Source organism: Trinickia symbiotica, assembly GCF_003028655.1.
Classification (GTDB): domain Bacteria; phylum Pseudomonadota; class Gammaproteobacteria; order Burkholderiales; family Burkholderiaceae; genus Trinickia; species Trinickia symbiotica_A.
The window spans coordinates 44,914-61,265 of record NZ_PYUC01000019.1; the positions used below are offsets into that span (position 1 = coordinate 44,914).

Sequence of the window (16,352 nt, forward strand, 5' to 3'; positions counted from 1 at the left end):
CCGGGACTTATTAATACAATATTTGGAGACAAAATCGTGAAGATCCGCAAAGCAATTATTTTTGCCGCCATCTCAGTGTCGGCGGCATGTGTGTCTTTCGGCGCTAACGCGCAAGATCTGCTCGACGCTGTGAAGGCTCGAGGCACGTTGATGATCGGCATGGAAGGAACCTATCCTCCGTTCGATTATCGCGACTCGCAAGGCGTATTGCAGGGATTTGACGTCGATGTCGCCAGGGCATTGGCGGAAAAGCTCGGCGTCAAGCCGGAGTTCTATACGGGCGACTGGTCGGGGTTGATCGGCGGTCTTCAAGCCGGAAAGTTCGACGTGGTGATCAATCAGGTGACGATCACACAACAGCGGCGCCAGTCCCTGGACTTCAGCCCGCCGTACGCATACTCGGCGGTTCAGGTCTTGGAGAAGAAAGACGACAAGGCCGAGTACCAAAGCCTCGATGAGTTGAAAGGCAAGCGTGTCGCGGTGACGCTGGGTTCGAACTTCGCAGACCTCGCCAAGTCGGTGCCCGGCATCATCGTGCAGACGTATCCAGGCATGTCCGAAGCACTCAGCGACTTGGTCGGTGGTAGAGCGGACGCCTACCTGAACGATCGGTTGTTTGTCCCTTACCTCATCAAAACCTCGAAGGTCCCGGTGCGCGGCGGCGCTCTGCTGAAAAATACGAGCGACGAAATTGGTATTCCCTATCGAAAGGGGAATCCCAAATTCACTGCGGCGATCGACGAAGCAATGATGTCCATGCGCAACGACGGCACGCTCGCCGCTATCTCGAAAAAATGGTTCGGCGTGGATGTCAGTCGTCCCGTCGGAAACTAACGCATTGCTCGACAGCCTGACCGCGTCGTACGCCGGGGAGTGAAGAGATGGAGCAATTCAATTTGGTGGTCAATTCGGCGCCTGTGCTGTTGATGGGGGCGCTATTGACCATGAAGTTTGCAGTTGCCGCAATGGCATTTGGACTTGTGGTGGGTGCACTCACCGCCGTACTGAGAATCAGCGGCAATCGCGGTCTGGATCGAGTCGCGCAAGCTTACGTCAGTGTCATGCGCGGCACCCCGCTGCTAGTGCAGATGTTCGTCGTCTACTACGGGTTGCCCGACATTGGGGTCTCGCTCTCACCGACGACGGCGGGCATTCTGACGTTGACGTTGAATGCGGGCGCGTACCTTTCCGAAAGCATGCGCGGGGCGATTCTCGGCATCCCCCGCGGGCAATGGAGCGCATCGCACAGCTTGGGGTTGACATATATTCAGACGCTGCGGTATGTCGTCGGCCCGCAGGCGCTGCGCCTTGCCGTGCCGTCCATGGGCAATACGCTCATCAGCCTGATCAAGGATACATCCCTCGTGTCCGTGATCACGGTGACGGAATTGCTTCGTTCCGCGCAGGAGGTCATCGCGACGACGTTTCAACCGTTGCCTTTCTACCTCGCGGCAGCAGCGCTGTATTGGGTGTTGAGCTCCCTGTTGGCGGCTATTCAGAATCGTCTGGAAGGGCAGCTTGCTTTACAGACCCGGCACTAGGCGGCGTATGGACATGCTGCCCGTTTTATGCGTTTTTCAGATTCGGTAACGTGACATGATCGACATTAACAATGTTTCGAAGTGGTACGGCCAACACCGCGTACTGGATAGCTGTACGACGGCCGTTCAGAAAGGCGAAGTGGTGGTTGTTTGCGGACCGTCGGGCTCGGGGAAATCGACGCTCATCAAGACCATCAATGGCCTGGAGGGTTTTCAGCAAGGGTCGATAACTGTCGATGGCGTCAGCGTGGGACACTCGAAAGCGGATCTCACGTCGCTACGCACTCGAGTGGGGATGGTCTTCCAGCACTTCGAGCTGTTCCCACACATGAGTATTCTCCAGAATCTGACGTTGGCCCAGGTGAAGGTGCTTCGGCGGGAACGCGAAGAAGCAGACGCAAAAGCCCTGATGCTGCTTGATCGAGTCGGGCTGAAGTCACACGCGCATAAATATCCCGGTCACATGTCCGGTGGGCAGCAGCAGCGTGTCGCTATTGCTCGTGCATTGTCGATGGATCCGGCAGCAATTCTCTTCGACGAGCCGACATCGGCGCTGGATCCCGAGATGATCAACGAAGTCTTGGACGTGATGATCGAGCTTGCGCAGGAGGGGATGACGATGGTGTGCGTGACGCATGAGATGGGCTTTGCGCGCAAGGTGGCCGATCGGGTTCTCTTCATGGACGCAGGCATTATCGTTGAGGACTGTGTAAAGGACAGCTTCTTCGATACGCCTCGATCGGACCGTGCACGGGATTTTCTGGCGAAAGTCCTTCATTGACCATGTTCGAGCGCTGCCGAGCATAACGAACGCCGCCGCTGCTCCTCAATTACCGCAGCTGGGGATTATTGGGTGACTGGTACTACTGCGCCGTTCTTTCATTCAGCTAGCGCGTTGTCGTTGGTCTGGTGCGGGCGCGAGCGGGTGAGCTCGACGCGCAACTTCTCGAGCAAGCGGGCCACGTCGCGGTTGATGTACTCGAGGGCGGCTACCACGCGTGCCACTGGGTCACGATGTCGACCGCATGGACATGATAGGCGCCCTTGACGCCGTCAAAATCGCCCTGGGTGGATAATATCGACGCGGATGTAGCCCGGCAGGCCGTTAAGCGCCGGCGCCTTCTTTTCATCGATCGGAACCGGACTGGGCCGCGCCTTCGTCCACGCGTGTTACAGTGCGACTACCGCGTCCAACGCTCTCGAAACCATCGCCTGTAACGTTGGTTCAATCGCTTTCGCCCGTTCAGCCACGAATGAAAATGGCGAGGTTTCGTCCATGTACGTGTTCTGACGCATTTCCAGCTGCACTGCATGAATCCCGTCGTGTGGGGCACCAAAGTGTCGCGTGATGAAGCCGCCCTTGAAGCGTCCATTGGCAACCCACGTGTAGTTGCTACCCCGAGCGGCGTTGACCGTCGCCTGCAGCACGGTTTCAGCGGCTGTGCGGCCGTCCTGCGTGCCAATGTTCAGATCCGGCAACGTCCCCTCGAACAGGCGGGGCAGGACGCTTGCGATGGAGTGCGCTTCCCACAAAAGTACGTTAGCGTAGTTCTTCCGAAGCCGCGAAAGCTCTGTCTGAATTGCTTGGTGGTAGGGGCGCCAGTACGTCTCAATCCGCCGTTCTCTTTCGGCCGCATCGGGACGGTAGCCGTCACGATAGACCGGCTCACCACGAAAAGTCACGTCGGGACATAGTCCCGTGGTGGCCAGTCCTGGATAAAGGTTCTCGTCCGAGGACGGGCGATTCAAATCGACAACATACCGTGAAACGCGCGCAGCTAGGATCGTCGCACCCAAATCGACTGCGAAGGCATAAAGACGATCCAGATGCCAATCGGTATCGGCGACTGTCAACGCCGCCTCCGTGTACTGATTTCGAAGAGCGTCGGGAATGTAAGTGCCGAGATGCGGAATAGAGATGAGAAGCGGGGCGTGTCCGCGCGTCAGCGTGTAGAGATCGCTCATGAAAGTCTTCTAGTTCACCAGTTTCGAAAGCAATGCGTCCGCCGGTAGCTGGGGCAAACTGCAGGCGAGTGCGGGACAGATTAGTTCATCCAACACCCGAGCGGTGAGCGAAGAGATATGTTCCGCGAACTCAACCCACTCCCCCTGCCTGTGCAGGATGAAAAACTCTCGTCTACTGAGTCGCCCTGTCGGGAGCGGAAAAACGGCGATGTCACTAAGATAGTGCCGTGCCTGCCACAGACAAAGCGGAGTCGAAATTGCAAATCCAAGATTTGCGCTGACCAGACTGAGCATCGGATCGGTGGCGTCGAATTCGTATCGACGCGGACTGCTGATCCCCAGATGTCGTGCCAGACGTTCAACCTGCTGCCCAATCACCGATCGTGCTGTATACCGTATCAACGGCAGTTCAGCAGCCAATTGCCGCCAATGTGACTCTTTTGGAGAGCGCCCATCAAGCCAGCGGCGAGAGGCCACCGCCAGAAACGCCTCCGAGAGAAGCGGGAGCTCGACAATGCGGTGGTTATTGATTACCGTCTGCGTGCACACAACAACATCGACTTCACCGTTGTGTATTTGTCCGGAAAGCGCCGGCGTGAGCCCGGACCACATCTCGATCTGGCGAGTTGAGCTGGACATCGCGCGGACGATCTCCGGCCCGACGGTCGCCGCGAACGAATCGACGCATCCGAGGCGTACAGGCAGGCTGCCCGCGAGCGAAGCATCCCTGATCCGGCCGCTAACAGCATGCGCATGCTGGAGCAGTGGACCGGCAAGTTCCAACAGGGCACGCCCAGCCAGATTAGGACGCGGTGGACGGCTGTCCCGGTCGAACAGATCCGTACCTTGCTCTCGCTCCAGAGCGGCAACGGATTGACTTACCGCGCTTTGGCTGACCTGAAGGTGCTTCGCGGCTGCGGTCATCGAGCCGGTCTCACACACGACAACGAACGCTTCCAAGGCACGAAGATCGATAGGTGACCGAGTACGTTTCATTGCTGCTCCCAGCACTTGGGGCTTCTGCACCGCGTTTCGGCAAATACTCAGTACAACGAAAGAAGCCGACCAAACCCGTAGATCCGGTCCGGCAACCCTGCAAGCCTCATGACGTCCCAGGCGACAGCCTGATTGCTGGTAATGACTGGCTTCCCAGTCCGCTGTTCGATCTCCTCGATGACTTCGATCGATCTGAGTGCCCCGCAGCTGATGAAGATCGCGTCGGCGTCTGGCCGATCCAAAAAAAGCGCCATTTGGACGATGCTGTCAGGCGTGACTCGCACCATATCGCTGTCTTTCTCTAGTTGGAGGCCATGAATAGCCAATACTTCAAAGCCCGCGTTTTCCAGATAGGACCTTTCCATGACATTGATCTCGTCGAGGTAAGGCGTACCGATAACGATCCGTTTGGCACCGACGGCACGAAGTCCGCGAATCACCGCGGTGATCATGCTTGTGGTCTTCGCATTTGGAGCGCCACGGTTCAGTTCGGCGAAAACTTTCTTTTCGCCGACGACCAGACTACCGGAGGTGCAACCGTAGCAGATAACGTCGAGACTGCCGTCAGGAAGGATTCGAGCCGCTGCATCAGCAAGGCTGGATGCAATGTTATCGAGGGACTCCCTCGTAATGCTGTCTGGATTCGGGACCCTTGTGAAATGGATACCTACTCCCTTCGGGAGTAAGGTGAACATGTCATCTTCGATCGTCTGCTCGGTCGCAAGCAGCACAAATCCAACTTTTGCGCGGTCATGGCGGCCACCATCAAGCTTGGCTTCGAATCCGGTATTGCCAGTCATGATAAGGACTCCTATCTATCAAAAAACGCGTGTTTGTCGACATAGTCGACCTGCTGACGAAGTCACGGATGTGACCGATTAGCCGGTTATGAATCGTGCGATCCGAGCCAATCCGAAGGAAATGTAGTTGCGCTGCACTAGGCCCAAGGCGCGCATGTCTGCCGCGCGGAGCGCCCGGCAGCACTCTTCCAATTCACGATTCAAATACTCGATTTCTTCTTCCCAAAGATCGCTAACGAAGTTGTACCAGACACGTGATGCCTGAAAATAGCACCGGTCATGCGTCTGTCGCAGTTCTCTGTTTCTGATCAGTTCGTTGATCGAGAAATGTAGTTCGTGAAGGATTGCCCAGAATTCGTCGAAGTTGCGAGAGGCGTTCGATAGTGCCGCAGCGCGCGGAATCAGCCGCTCGATGCGCTCAAGTGCCTGCGGAGCATCGGTGGGCGAACAAAAGTCACCCAGCATCTCGCTCAGCCTCAACCGGAAATTGTAGGTATCACGGTAATCTCGAAAATCAACACCGCTCACGATCGTACCGACGCCGTTTTTTGTTTCAACGAGACCTTCGTACTCGAGCCGCTGCAGAACCTGACGAATAGGCGTGCGGCTGACTTCGAATTCTTCCGCAAGCACGGTCTCTCCCAGCACTGTACCTGGCGGATAGTGGAGGCTACAGATGCGATCGCGCAATGTCCGATAGATATCCGGCGTCTGGCCGCGAACTGCTGGCGCTTTCGAGGTGGGCCGCGGAGCTTGCCCCTTGAGTTTGACCACGCGTGCCATTGAAAAATCCTTCACAAGTGTCGATGCGGTAGTCGGCGCGCCACCCAGTTATGGCGGCGCTCATGCCGGCCAATGATAGACGCCATTAGTAGCTTTCTGCAACCTGTACACAGGTTAGCACGGTTTGCGAACAAGGGGAAACTTTGTGTGATGGCATCGGCCGGCGGTTACGTCGCGCGGAGGGCGCAGGGTGGGTCGTGGTGTGTTGTAAGCTGCTGAATAAAAGCCGGAACTGTCGATGTCGTCCAATTTCTTCGGAAAGGAAAGCGTAGGGCGACCTTAGCGAAGATGCCACTTGACATGCCAAATTGGTGCTCCTAGAGTCGAGCTGTGTACTTGCTGCATACAGCTAACAACAGGAGGACATGTGGACGAATATGCTGGCCGGGTGGGCAACCTGCGTAACGCGCTGCGTCGCGCCCATATCGATGTGGCGTTGATTAGCGATCCAGATTCAGTGGCCTACTTCGGGGGTTTCTGGAACTACCTGGGGGTTGAATTTGGCCGCCCTACGCTGATGGTGATCTCTCAGGATCGTGAGCCGGTCTTGATCACGCCGTTGATGGAGTCCGAGATGTGCGGTCTGATGACCTGGGTCAAAGATATCCGCCCCTGGGCCGATGGTATCGATGATGAATGGCGAAAGCCGCTGCGAGAGGTACTGCAGGCTTCGAAGGCAAAGCGCGTGGGGATCGAGCGCGCGAAAATGCCGCCGCTCGTTGCGGGTGCTCTTCCCGTTGAGGCCGACAGCCTGGCCGATGTTGGGCAGATCATCTTTGACCTCAGGACGATCAAGTCTGAAAACGAAATCGCGGTCATGCGGCAAGCCGGGCAGGTGGCTGTTGCGATGGTCGAGGCGGCCAAGGAAGTCATCCGGGAGGGCGTGCCGGAGTACGAGATTGCACTGGCAGTCATTGCCGGGGGAACTCGAAAAGCTGCTTCGTTCCTCGATGAACACAAGGATAGATTCGTTTCGCCGACGATCTACAACCTTCAAATCCTCCAGTCCGGACGTGATGTCTGTCTTGTGCACCGTCGATCCTCGGTTCGCGCACTTAAGCGCGGCGACCCGGTCTATCTGTGCTTTTGCGGCATCGCCAACTTCAAGAACTACAAGCTAGGCTTCGACCGGGAGTTCTTCGTCGGATCAGTGACTGACGAGCAAGCTCGAGTGTATGAGGCCGCCGTTGCGGCGCAGCAAGCCGCACTCGCGCAGATCAGGCCGGGTGTGCGCTGTGAAGATGTCAACGCTGCCGCTGAAGAGGTCTATCGGGACGCGGGATTCGCCCCGGGATATCGGACCGGGCGCTCGATAGGCTACTCGTTCCTCGAGACTCCGGAACTCAAGCGCGGCGAGCAGCGGACCCTGGAAGCAGGTATGACTTTCGCAGTCGACGGCGGCATCACGATCGAAGGAGAGTTCGGCGGGCGAGTAGGAGACTCGATCGTTGTGACGGCAGATGGATTCGAATATCTGACCGATTATCCGCGCAAACTGACGGTGGTGTGAGCGCCATGGACGATCCGGTTACTCTGAGAACACTGATTGCGATAAATCGCGAGTTCTTCGGCAGTCGTTGGAGTGAGAAAGATCTCGAAGAGCTGGTCAACCCGCGTTTTGGCGTCGTCTCGGATCTGTCCAGCCTGCTAGAGCAGCTGTCAGCAATCCGGGCAAAAGATCTTGCTGACCAAGCCCCGTACTGGATCATGGAGTGTCAGCCATGAAGCCAACGAACGGCAACACCCTGAGGGGCATTTCCAAGGCGCTTTCGCGTGGAGATGTCACAGCCTTGGAGGTTGTTGATCACAGCCTCGCGCTCGCGGAAGCGACCAATGCGCTGCTCAAGAGCCTGATTACGGTGACCGGTGATCGCGGCCGCGCTCAGGCAAGATCGGCCGATGAGCGCCGGCAACTTGGTAGGCGGCGGGGAATACTCGACGGTATCCCGTACGTGGCGAAAGATGTATTCAAAACTGGAGGGATCCGGACAACGGCGGGAAGCAAGGTATTGGCTGACTACTATCCGCACGAAGATGCCGTTGTCGTTCGGAAGCTGGCGGGAGCGGGAGCAGTCCTCGTTGGAAAAGCGAACATGCACGAGTTCGCCTATGGTGCGACAGGGGAGAATCAGTTCACCGGCACGACGGTGAACCCATGGGATCAACGGCGCTTGGCGGGGGGCTCCAGCGGTGGCTCAGCAGCTGCTGTCGCAGCCGGAATCGTTCCTTTTGCGTTAGGTACTGATACAGGAGGATCAGTGCGTGTGCCCGCAGCATTGTGCGGGGTAACAGGCTTCAAACCGACGTTCGGACTGTTGGACGCTACTGGCGTTATTCCGTTCTGCTGGACGCTTGACCATGTGGGCGTCATCGCCGGGAATGCGGATGACGTCTCTGTGGTGATCGACTCGCTGACGGATCTGCCGGTCTTCGGGACGGATGGCTCGCTGGATTCCCTTCGTATCGGAATTCCACGCGGCTGGACTTCTGCTCTCGAACCTGGGGTTCGAGCCGGATATGAACTCGCAGTTGCCGTTCTAAGGGCGTCCGGCGCTACTTTCCACGAGATCGAGCTGCCGGAACATGCTGAATCTCGGACCGTATCTCTCACGATTCAACTGGCCGAAGCTTTGGCGTATCACTCGCCATTGATCGCGTCGTCGGGTGAGCAGTATGGGCCCGATATCCGCAGCGGCTTCGTCCTGGGTCAGCAGTTGTCGGCCGAAAGCTATGTGCAATGCCAACGGCTGCTGAGCGGGTATCGGGCGTCGTTCATGCGGCATTTCGAGGCCATTGATGCCATCCTCACTCCCACATGTCCGGTCGTCGCGCCTGAGACAGGCAGTAGCCGGATACCGGTCGGGGATCAGCTTCTCCCGATCGGTAACGCACTGACGCTTTTTACATCCTTTTTCAATCTGGTCGGCGCACCGGCCGTAGCACTGCCTGCCGGCACCGATGACAAGGGATTGCCAGTCAGTGTGCAACTCATCGGAGCACCCGGCAAGGACGTAGCGATTCTTGAACTTGCACGACATCTTGAACAGGCACTGGCGCGAACGTAAACGTGGCAGCTCTGTAGCGATTTCACTTCAACGCAATGTAAAGGGGTTAGTATGCAAATCCGCAAAACACAGAAGCACGCTCGGACCTGTCTTTTCGTCTTGCTGAGCGCGATTCTTCCTGTTACGTCCGCCAGTGCACAGCAACTGGTCGTCGCTTCGTTCGGTGGTGCGTATACCGCAAGCCAGTCGAAGGCCTTCTTTGAGCCGTACTCCGCAAAGACCGGGACCAAAGTCCTTCCCGCCGACTACAACGGCGGGCTGGCAGAGCTTCGTTCGCAGGTGCAGGCGGGGTCCGGTGCGTGGGACGTAATCGATCTTGAATTCCAGGATGCCGCCCGCGCATGCGACGAAGGACTGATTGACCCGATAAAGCCGACCTCGCTTCCAAACGGTCAGGATGGCAAGCCCGCGTCTTCCGATTTCGTGCAGGGTTCCCTGATGGACTGCGGCGTCGGAACGATCCTCTGGTCGAACGTCATTGCGTATGACAAGCGCAAGTTTACCGGGGCGCAGCCTACAACAATTGCCGACTTCTTTGATCTGAAGCGGTTCCCGGGCAAGCGCGGGCTAAGCAACAAACCGAACGGAAACCTCGAGTGGGCGCTCATGGCTGATGGCGTACCGCGAGACAAGGTTTACGCAACCCTGCGCACGCCGGCCGGCCTCGAGCGTGCATTCAAGAAGCTTGACACTATCAAGGCCAACGCGATCTTCTGGGGGGCGCAGGCACAGTCCGTCCAGCTTCTCGCCGATGGAGAGGTCGTGATGACGGAAGGCGGCAATGGGAGATTCACGGACGCCATCACGAAGGACAAGAAGCCTTTCGGTATCCTTTGGCAAGGCCAGATCATCAACGGTGATGTGTTTGCTGTATCGAAGGCCAGTAAGAATAAAGCGGCCGCGCTCGATTTTATCCGCTTTGCGACTTCGGCGCCTCAGCTTGCTGCGCAGACGAAATACATCAGCTATGCCCCCGCGCGTCGCTCCGCATTGCCATTGGTGGACGCATCTCTGAGAGAGAATTTGCCGACATCACCTGCGAATCTGAAGGTCGGGCTCGCCAGCGACACGGCGTTCTGGAACGATGAACAGGACGACATCAATCGCCGTTGGGCTGCGTGGATGGCCCGCTAAGAGGAAGGTTATGAACATGCTAAACGTCTTCCACCAGCGAGAACGAGGGTACGCTGAACGAGTCGATGCTGACCACGTTGTCTTCTCGCAGGTCGAGAAGAGCTACGACGGCAGTACGCACGTCGTCAAGTCACTCTCGCTATCAGTCAGGCGCGGCGAGTTTCTCACGTTACTGGGCCCGTCCGGCTCGGGAAAGACGACGACGCTGATGATGCTTGCCGGGTTCGAGGCGCCTACTGCGGGGACGATTAGCATTGGCGGCGTGGACCTGACCACCACGCCACCCCATAAGCGAGGCATCGGCATGGTGTTCCAAAACTATGCCCTGTTTCCCCACATGTCGATTGCAGATAACGTGGCGTTTCCCTTGGTCGCAAGGAAGATGTCAAAGAGCGAGATCGGCGAGCGCGTAACCCGGGCCTTGCAGATGGTCAAGATGCAGAATTACGCGTCGCGGCGGCCCGCGCAGCTTTCAGGGGGACAGCAGCAGCGTATTGCGCTGGCTCGAGCGCTGGTATTCGAGCCAACTCTTGTTTTGATGGACGAGCCGCTTGGCGCACTGGACAAACAGCTTCGCGAGCACATGCAGACCGAAATCAAGCACCTGCATAAGATGCTGGGCGTAACGGTCGTGTATGTAACCCACGATCAGGACGAAGCCTTGGCGATGTCCGATCGGGTCGCGATTTTTAACAATGGAGCGATCGAACAGATCGGGCCGCCCACTGAGATTTATGAATCGCCGAACACAGAGTTTGTGTCGCGGTTCGTGGGTGACAACAACCTTCTGGAAGGCGTCGTAGACGAATGTTATGCGTCCGACAGCGGGAACTACCGCGCGAAGATCACGCACGGCGCTTGCCGATTCGAAGCGTTGGCGAGCAAGCCACTGGTGGCGGGTACGCGTGTCACCCTTGTATTGCGGCCGGAAAGGGTATCGCTGGCAGGCCAGGACGGAGCGCTCGAGAATCAGGTGAGTTCTCAGATCGTAGAGTCGACGTATTTCGGCGATCACGTCCGCTTGACATGTCGAATCCCGGGCGGCAACGAGATCACAGTGAAGCTGGCGAACACGTCGAGCCTGGGTTCGCTCCAGGCCGGGCAGACGTTGCCTATCGGCTGGCGCTCGGCTGATAGCCGTGCACTACTGGCAGTAGGAGCATAGCGATGAGCCCGATGACTATGGCCGAGACGCACAACCGGGACGCTTCATTTCAGGAACAATGGGGCGCCGCATTGAAAACGCGAGTTCAAAAAGCACGACGGCGCGAGACACGTAAGTCGATGCTACTAGTCGCGCCCGTGATTCTGTTCCTCGTGCTGACCTTCCTCGTGCCAATCGCCAAGATGTTTCAGGTCAGTATCTATGATCCGACATTGCGCGATCTTCTGCCAAATACGGCTCGTACGCTCGATGGCGGTTCGAAGGTGACAACAGGGAACCAGGTCTGGCAGAGCCTGGCTCGCGATCTCGTTACGGCCAGAGATCAGGGCAAGCTGGGCATTGTCGCGAGCCGACTGAACGCTGAGCGCCCAGGGCTGCGATCCGTCGTAGAACGTACTGCTCGGCGCGCCGCGGCTACTGACGATGCTCCTACCGGCCAGTGGTTCGCAAATATTGACCCGGCCTGGGGTGAACCGGAAATAATGCCCATGCTGGCGCGTGCCACACGCGCATTCACATTCGACAACTATCTCTCGGCGTTAGACTTCCGCCGCAATGAAAAAGGAAGTATTGCCTCCCAACCGCAGGATGAGCGGATTTATCGGTCTTTATATTTGAAGACCTTTGGGGTGGCTATCGCCGTAACGATTCTTTGCGGCGTAATGGGCTATCCGATCGCTTACCTGATGGCGACGAGCTCGAAGGCAACCGCGAACAGACTGATGATCCTGGTGCTGGTTCCATTCTGGACGTCCATGCTGGTTCGGGTTACCGCATGGATGGTGCTGCTGCAGTCCCAAGGCGTCGTGAACGATCTTCTCGTGCTCGCTGGCGTGGTAAATGAGAACAATCGCGTAATGCTGATCTACAACCTTACCGGCACCTTGATTGCGATGACACACATCCTGTTGCCGTTCTTCATACTTCCGCTTTACAGCGTGATGGTCGCGGTACCTCCCAGTTACATGCGGGCCGCACAATCGCTCGGTGCCGGACGGTTTAGCGCCTTTTGGAAGGTCTATTTCCCTATCACGCTCCCGGGGGTAGGGGCCGGCGCGCTGCTGGTTTTGATCTTGGCCCTTGGGTACTACATTACACCGGCTCTTGTCGGCGGACAGTCGGGACAGATGATCTCCAATATGATTGCTTTCAACATCCAGACCTCGCTCAACTGGGGTCTGGCCGCTGCACTGAGCATCGTGCTACTGGTTGTGGTGCTGGCCCTTTATTTCGTCTACAACCGTCTTATCGGTGCTGAAAACCTGAGGATGGGATAAGCATGAACGTTCATACTCAGCCGTTTCGCTCGCCCGTCGAGAAAGGATGGAACGTTATTTTTGTACTGATCTGCACGACGATCTTCCTTTTTCTTGTTGCGCCGATCCTGGTAATCATTCCGTTGTCCTTCAACGCCGAGCCCTATTTCACATTCACACGGGCAATGTTGCACTTGCATACCGATGCGTGGTCCCTTCGTTGGTATGACTCATTCTTCAGCAACCCTCGCTGGTTGCTTTCGGTGAGGAATAGCCTCGTCGTCGGCGTCGCGACTACCATGCTCGCGGCGTCAATCGGGACCGCGGCAGCGTTAGGTCTAAGGCAGCGCCTTCTGCCTGGCAGGTCGCTCATGATGAGCTTTATTCTTGCCCCGATGGTGGTGCCGACAATCGTTACAGGCGCCGGAACCTATTTCGTTTTCGCGAAAGTTGGCCTGGTCGACAATCTTTGGGGGCTGATTGCCGCGCATACTGCGCTCGGGATCCCATTCGTCGTAGTCACGGTCCTTGCTTCTGTCAGCGGCCTGGATCGATCGTTCGAAAGAGCCGGCGCGATCATGGGGGCGCCACCGTGGATGGTTTTCCGCAAGGTCACGCTACCGCTCATCATGCCGGGCGTAACGGCGGGCGCAGTCCTGGCGTTCATCACGTCTTTCGATGAGGTTGTTTTCGCGCTGTTTCTTTTACCAAGTCCGCAGTACTTCACATTGCCCCGGCAGATGTGGTCTGGCCTTCGCGAGCAAATCAGTCCCGCGATTCTGGCCGCGGCGACGCTCTGGATATTGCTGTCGTTGGTCATGATGTGGCTCGTCGGCGCCCTTCGTAAAAGAGCGGCGCTTGTGCGACGTTCGTCGTAGGCGCGCCCCGCGTCTCATCTCGGCGGGTAATCGTCGAATGCGGCAATTCACCGCTGCTCGTTCTGACTCCCCATGCGGACAGGCAGATCCAGCAAGATCTCATCCGTCTGCGAAGTGGGGAGGCGATGCGGGGGGCCTTGTAGACCCGGCTGGCGAAGCGGTCCGGGGAGTGGCACGAACCCTCGACGCGCCCTTGATTGGCGGGCTGTATCATCCGTGCGTGATCGATCTGAATGTTGAAGCGGACGATCTGGATCCTACGCCGCATTTTCAATCGGCTGCAAGGCTGCCCGTCCGACACAGTCGATGGCGAAGCGCTCTATGATGGAGACGTCGGGTACCCGCTTCGGGAACCATAGGCAATATGCGGGCGCAGGGACGCCTCCTGAGACCGCGCCAGGAGGGCATCCTGCGAAAACTCCCCGTCAAATTCGACTCGTTATTTCTGGCAAGACGGCAAAAAGGTCGTCTACAAGGCCATAGTCGGCAACGCTAAAAATCGGCGCGTCCGCATCTTTATTGATGGCAACGATGACCTTGGAGTCCTTCATCCCGGCGAGATGCTGGATCGCGCCGGAAATGCCGACCGCGATATAAAGTTGGGGTGCGACAATCTTGCCGGTCTGTCCGACCTGCCAGTCGTTTGGCGCGAAGCCTGAATCCACTGCGGCGCGCGATGCACCTACTGCCGCGCCGAGCTTCTGCGCCAGCGGATCGAGTAGCGCGAAGTTGTCCGCGCTGCCCAACCCGCGCCCGCCCGATACGACGATGGGTGCCGACGCCAGGTCCGGCCGCTCGCTCTTCGCGACCTCGCGTCGAACGAAGCGTGCGCGGCGCGTGCCTTCGCTGGCGCAGTGCGTTTCGATCGGTGCGCCGCCACCGACCGAGGGCGCGGCATCGAATGCGGTCATGCGAATCGTGGCAACTTTGATGGGGTCGTCGCATTGCACTGTGGCGATCGCGTTGCCCGCATAGATCGGGCGATCGAAGGTATCGGCCGAATGAATCGCGGTGACATCGGAAATTTGTGAGGCGTCGAGCTTCGCGGCGACACGCGGTGCGACGTTCTTGCCGAAGGCGGTCGCGCAGAACAGCACGTGCCTGTACGACGGCGCGAGCATCAGCACCTGCGCGGCGACGTCCTCGGCGAGACCGTCGGCGAGCTGCGGCGCGTCGATCATGATCACCTTGTCGACGCCTTGTATCGCGGCGGCCGCTTTTGCGGCGGCGCCTACATCGTGCCCGACGACGAGCACGTGCACGCAGTTATTCAATTGCCGCGCGGCGTTTACCGTATGCAGCGTGGCGGGCTTCAGCACAGAGGCTTGATGGTCGGCAATGACGAGAGTGGTCATTCAGATTACCTTCGCTTCGTTTCTGAGTTTGTCAATCAGCGTGGCGACGTCAGGAACGCGCACGCCGGCCTTGCGCGCTGCCGGCTCGACGACTTTCAACGTCTTCAGACGCGGCGCCGGATCGACCCCGAGTTCGGCCGGCGTGAGCATACCTACCGGCTTTTTTCTCGCCGTGACGATGCTGGGCAGCGTCACGTAGCGCGGCTCGTTCAGGCGCAGATCGGTTGTCACGACAGCCGGCAGGTCCAGCTCGATCACTTCCAAGCCGCCGTCCACTTCACGCGTGACGGTTGCTGTATTGCCCTGAATTTCGATGGCGCTCGCAAACGTTGCCTGCGGCCAGTCGAGCAGCGCGGCGAGCAGTTGGCCTGTCTGTCCGGCGTCGTCGTCGATGGCCTGCTTACCAAGAATGACCAGCTGCGGCTGCTCGCGTTCGACTGCTGCCTTCAGCAGTTTCGCGACCGCAAGCGGTTGCAACTCAACGTCTGTCTGAATGTGCAGCGCGCGGTCCGCGCCGATGGCGAGCGCCGTGCGCAGCGTTTCCACGCTCTGTGCCGGGCCGCAGGTTACTGCGATGACGTCGCTAGCGTGGCCGGCTTCCTTCAAGCGCGTCGCCGCTTCGACGGCGATTTCGTCGAACGGATTCATCGACATCTTCACGTTGTCGATATCGACGCCCGTCTGGTCTGCATTCACGCGAACCTTCACGTTGTAATCGACAACACGTTTAACTGCAGTCATGATCTTCATGCTTGCTTTCCTTTGCTCGGGAGAGAGTCAGCGTCCGCGGCGCGCCGGCCGCCTGACACGGCTTCAATGATGACAAGCGCGCCGTATGGTGCAGGGGCATCTGGTGGTGCTTCGATTGACACTTTGCCGCCGTCTTTGATATTCGACGGCGCAATATCGAGCGCAGGGCAGTCGGCGATTCGCGACGCGACGTGCACAGCGTCATGAACAATCGCATCTGTGCTGTCTGTCGCGCAAACGATGCAACTGGCGCGCAGCGTCACAACAAGCGCGAAGCACCCGGTCTGCACATGCGCCGCTTCGTAGAGCGGCGTGATGCGCGCCCGGTATCGCCCGCGCGCGGCCATCGCGTTGAGCTTGACGACAGGGCCGTCGCGCAAGGTGGCGTGCCAGGTGGCGCCCCCGTCGTATTCGGAAGGGCGGCCGGGTCGCAGTTCGACGCGCATCGTGCCGTCGTCTAGTGTGACGCCTGCACCTTCCATCACGAGCGACACGCGGGTCATGCCGGCGAACCGCGAGTATGGACCGTCGCGTTCGACATCCGTGAGACTGATGCGCCAGCCGCCGTCGACATCCTGCGCGAGCATCCGCATGGTTCCGCCGCCGTTGCGCCAAGGTTGCGATGCGAATGATGTGAGCGGCCGGATCGCAAGGCCGGCCGGTG

The 16,352-nt window shown here is 58.3% G+C and carries 18 protein-coding genes; 10 read left to right on the top strand and 8 right to left on the bottom strand.

What is annotated here, in order from left to right; translation table 11 throughout:
* The first annotated feature begins 36 nt into the window (after nucleotides 1-36).
* The 3 genes from C9I57_RS28270 to C9I57_RS28280 are packed head-to-tail and all read left to right on the top strand — an operon-like array spanning nucleotide 37 to nucleotide 2,322.
* Nucleotides 37-834, top strand: coding sequence for a transporter substrate-binding domain-containing protein (locus C9I57_RS28270; protein WP_107153866.1), 798 nt, complete (start codon nucleotides 37-39; stop codon nucleotides 832-834).
* 47 nt (nucleotides 835-881) lie between these two features.
* A complete protein-coding gene (locus tag C9I57_RS28275; RefSeq protein ID WP_107153867.1) occupies nucleotides 882-1,541 on the top strand; it encodes an amino acid ABC transporter permease in 660 nt (219 codons plus the stop codon).
* 55 nt (nucleotides 1,542-1,596) lie between these two features.
* A complete protein-coding gene (locus tag C9I57_RS28280) occupies nucleotides 1,597-2,322 on the top strand; it encodes an amino acid ABC transporter ATP-binding protein (RefSeq protein ID WP_107153868.1) in 726 nt (241 codons plus the stop codon).
* A 98-nt stretch (nucleotides 2,323-2,420) separates the two neighbouring features.
* Here C9I57_RS28280 and C9I57_RS33460 read toward each other — a convergent pair whose 3' ends face one another.
* The 5 genes from C9I57_RS33460 to C9I57_RS28300 form a co-directional block, all read right to left on the bottom strand.
* Nucleotides 2,421-2,546: a transposase family protein gene (locus tag C9I57_RS33460; RefSeq protein WP_146166281.1), complete on the bottom strand. Its 126-nt coding sequence runs from the start codon at nucleotides 2,544-2,546 to the stop codon at nucleotides 2,421-2,423.
* A 165-nt stretch (nucleotides 2,547-2,711) separates the two neighbouring features.
* Entirely contained in the window at nucleotides 2,712-3,506 is a 795-nt protein-coding gene (gene hutG / locus C9I57_RS28285; RefSeq protein WP_107153869.1) for an N-formylglutamate deformylase, read from the bottom strand.
* Nucleotides 3,507-3,515: 9 nt separating this feature from the next.
* The gene (locus tag C9I57_RS28290) at nucleotides 3,516-4,502 is read right to left on the bottom strand and encodes a LysR family transcriptional regulator (RefSeq protein WP_107153870.1); all 987 of its coding nucleotides are present in this window, start codon (nucleotides 4,500-4,502) and stop codon (nucleotides 3,516-3,518) included.
* A 47-nt stretch (nucleotides 4,503-4,549) separates the two neighbouring features.
* Nucleotides 4,550-5,302, bottom strand: a complete 753-nt coding sequence (locus tag C9I57_RS28295; RefSeq protein WP_107153871.1) for a maleate cis-trans isomerase family protein — start codon at nucleotides 5,300-5,302, stop codon at nucleotides 4,550-4,552.
* A gap of 78 nt (nucleotides 5,303-5,380) precedes the next feature.
* The gene (locus C9I57_RS28300; RefSeq protein ID WP_102607069.1) at nucleotides 5,381-6,085 is read right to left on the bottom strand and encodes a GntR family transcriptional regulator; all 705 of its coding nucleotides are present in this window, start codon (nucleotides 6,083-6,085) and stop codon (nucleotides 5,381-5,383) included.
* 367 nt (nucleotides 6,086-6,452) lie between these two features.
* Here C9I57_RS28300 and C9I57_RS28305 point away from each other — a divergent pair, with 367 nt between their 5' ends.
* The 7 genes from C9I57_RS28305 to C9I57_RS28335 all read left to right on the top strand — a co-directional run bounded on the left by C9I57_RS28305 (nucleotide 6,453) and on the right by C9I57_RS28335 (nucleotide 13,583).
* Complete coding sequence (locus tag C9I57_RS28305) at nucleotides 6,453-7,595, top strand: M24 family metallopeptidase (protein ID WP_107153872.1); 1,143 nt, start codon at nucleotides 6,453-6,455, stop codon at nucleotides 7,593-7,595.
* A gap of 5 nt (nucleotides 7,596-7,600) precedes the next feature.
* Nucleotides 7,601-7,810: a hypothetical protein gene (locus C9I57_RS28310; RefSeq protein ID WP_107153873.1), complete on the top strand. Its 210-nt coding sequence runs from the start codon at nucleotides 7,601-7,603 to the stop codon at nucleotides 7,808-7,810.
* A complete protein-coding gene (locus C9I57_RS28315; RefSeq protein WP_107153874.1) occupies nucleotides 7,807-9,150 on the top strand; it encodes an amidase in 1,344 nt (447 codons plus the stop codon). Before C9I57_RS28310 ends, C9I57_RS28315 begins: the two co-directional genes overlap by 4 nt.
* A gap of 51 nt (nucleotides 9,151-9,201) precedes the next feature.
* Nucleotides 9,202-10,284, top strand: coding sequence for an ABC transporter substrate-binding protein (locus C9I57_RS28320; protein ID WP_107153875.1), 1,083 nt, complete (start codon nucleotides 9,202-9,204; stop codon nucleotides 10,282-10,284).
* 10 nt (nucleotides 10,285-10,294) lie between these two features.
* Nucleotides 10,295-11,449 (top strand): ABC transporter ATP-binding protein, encoded by a 1,155-nt coding sequence (locus tag C9I57_RS28325; RefSeq protein ID WP_107153876.1) that lies wholly within the window; start codon nucleotides 10,295-10,297, stop codon nucleotides 11,447-11,449.
* Between the two features lie 2 nt (nucleotides 11,450-11,451).
* Nucleotides 11,452-12,726, top strand: a complete 1,275-nt coding sequence (locus C9I57_RS28330; RefSeq protein ID WP_107153877.1) for an ABC transporter permease — start codon at nucleotides 11,452-11,454, stop codon at nucleotides 12,724-12,726.
* Nucleotides 12,727-12,848: 122 nt separating this feature from the next.
* Complete coding sequence (locus tag C9I57_RS28335; protein ID WP_258187869.1) at nucleotides 12,849-13,583, top strand: ABC transporter permease; 735 nt, start codon at nucleotides 12,849-12,851, stop codon at nucleotides 13,581-13,583.
* A 425-nt stretch (nucleotides 13,584-14,008) separates the two neighbouring features.
* Here the strand turns inward: C9I57_RS28335 and C9I57_RS28345 are convergent, their stop codons facing one another.
* The 3 genes from C9I57_RS28345 to C9I57_RS28355 are packed head-to-tail and all read right to left on the bottom strand — an operon-like array spanning nucleotide 14,009 to nucleotide 16,281.
* A complete protein-coding gene (locus tag C9I57_RS28345; protein WP_107153878.1) occupies nucleotides 14,009-14,938 on the bottom strand; it encodes an electron transfer flavoprotein subunit alpha/FixB family protein in 930 nt (309 codons plus the stop codon).
* Complete coding sequence (locus C9I57_RS28350; RefSeq protein ID WP_107153879.1) at nucleotides 14,939-15,688, bottom strand: electron transfer flavoprotein subunit beta/FixA family protein; 750 nt, start codon at nucleotides 15,686-15,688, stop codon at nucleotides 14,939-14,941.
* Nucleotides 15,685-16,281, bottom strand: a complete 597-nt coding sequence (locus C9I57_RS28355; RefSeq protein WP_258187870.1) for a HutD family protein — start codon at nucleotides 16,279-16,281, stop codon at nucleotides 15,685-15,687. The genes C9I57_RS28350 and C9I57_RS28355 overlap by 4 nt, the downstream gene beginning before the upstream one ends.
* Nucleotides 16,282-16,352 lie beyond the last annotated feature (71 nt).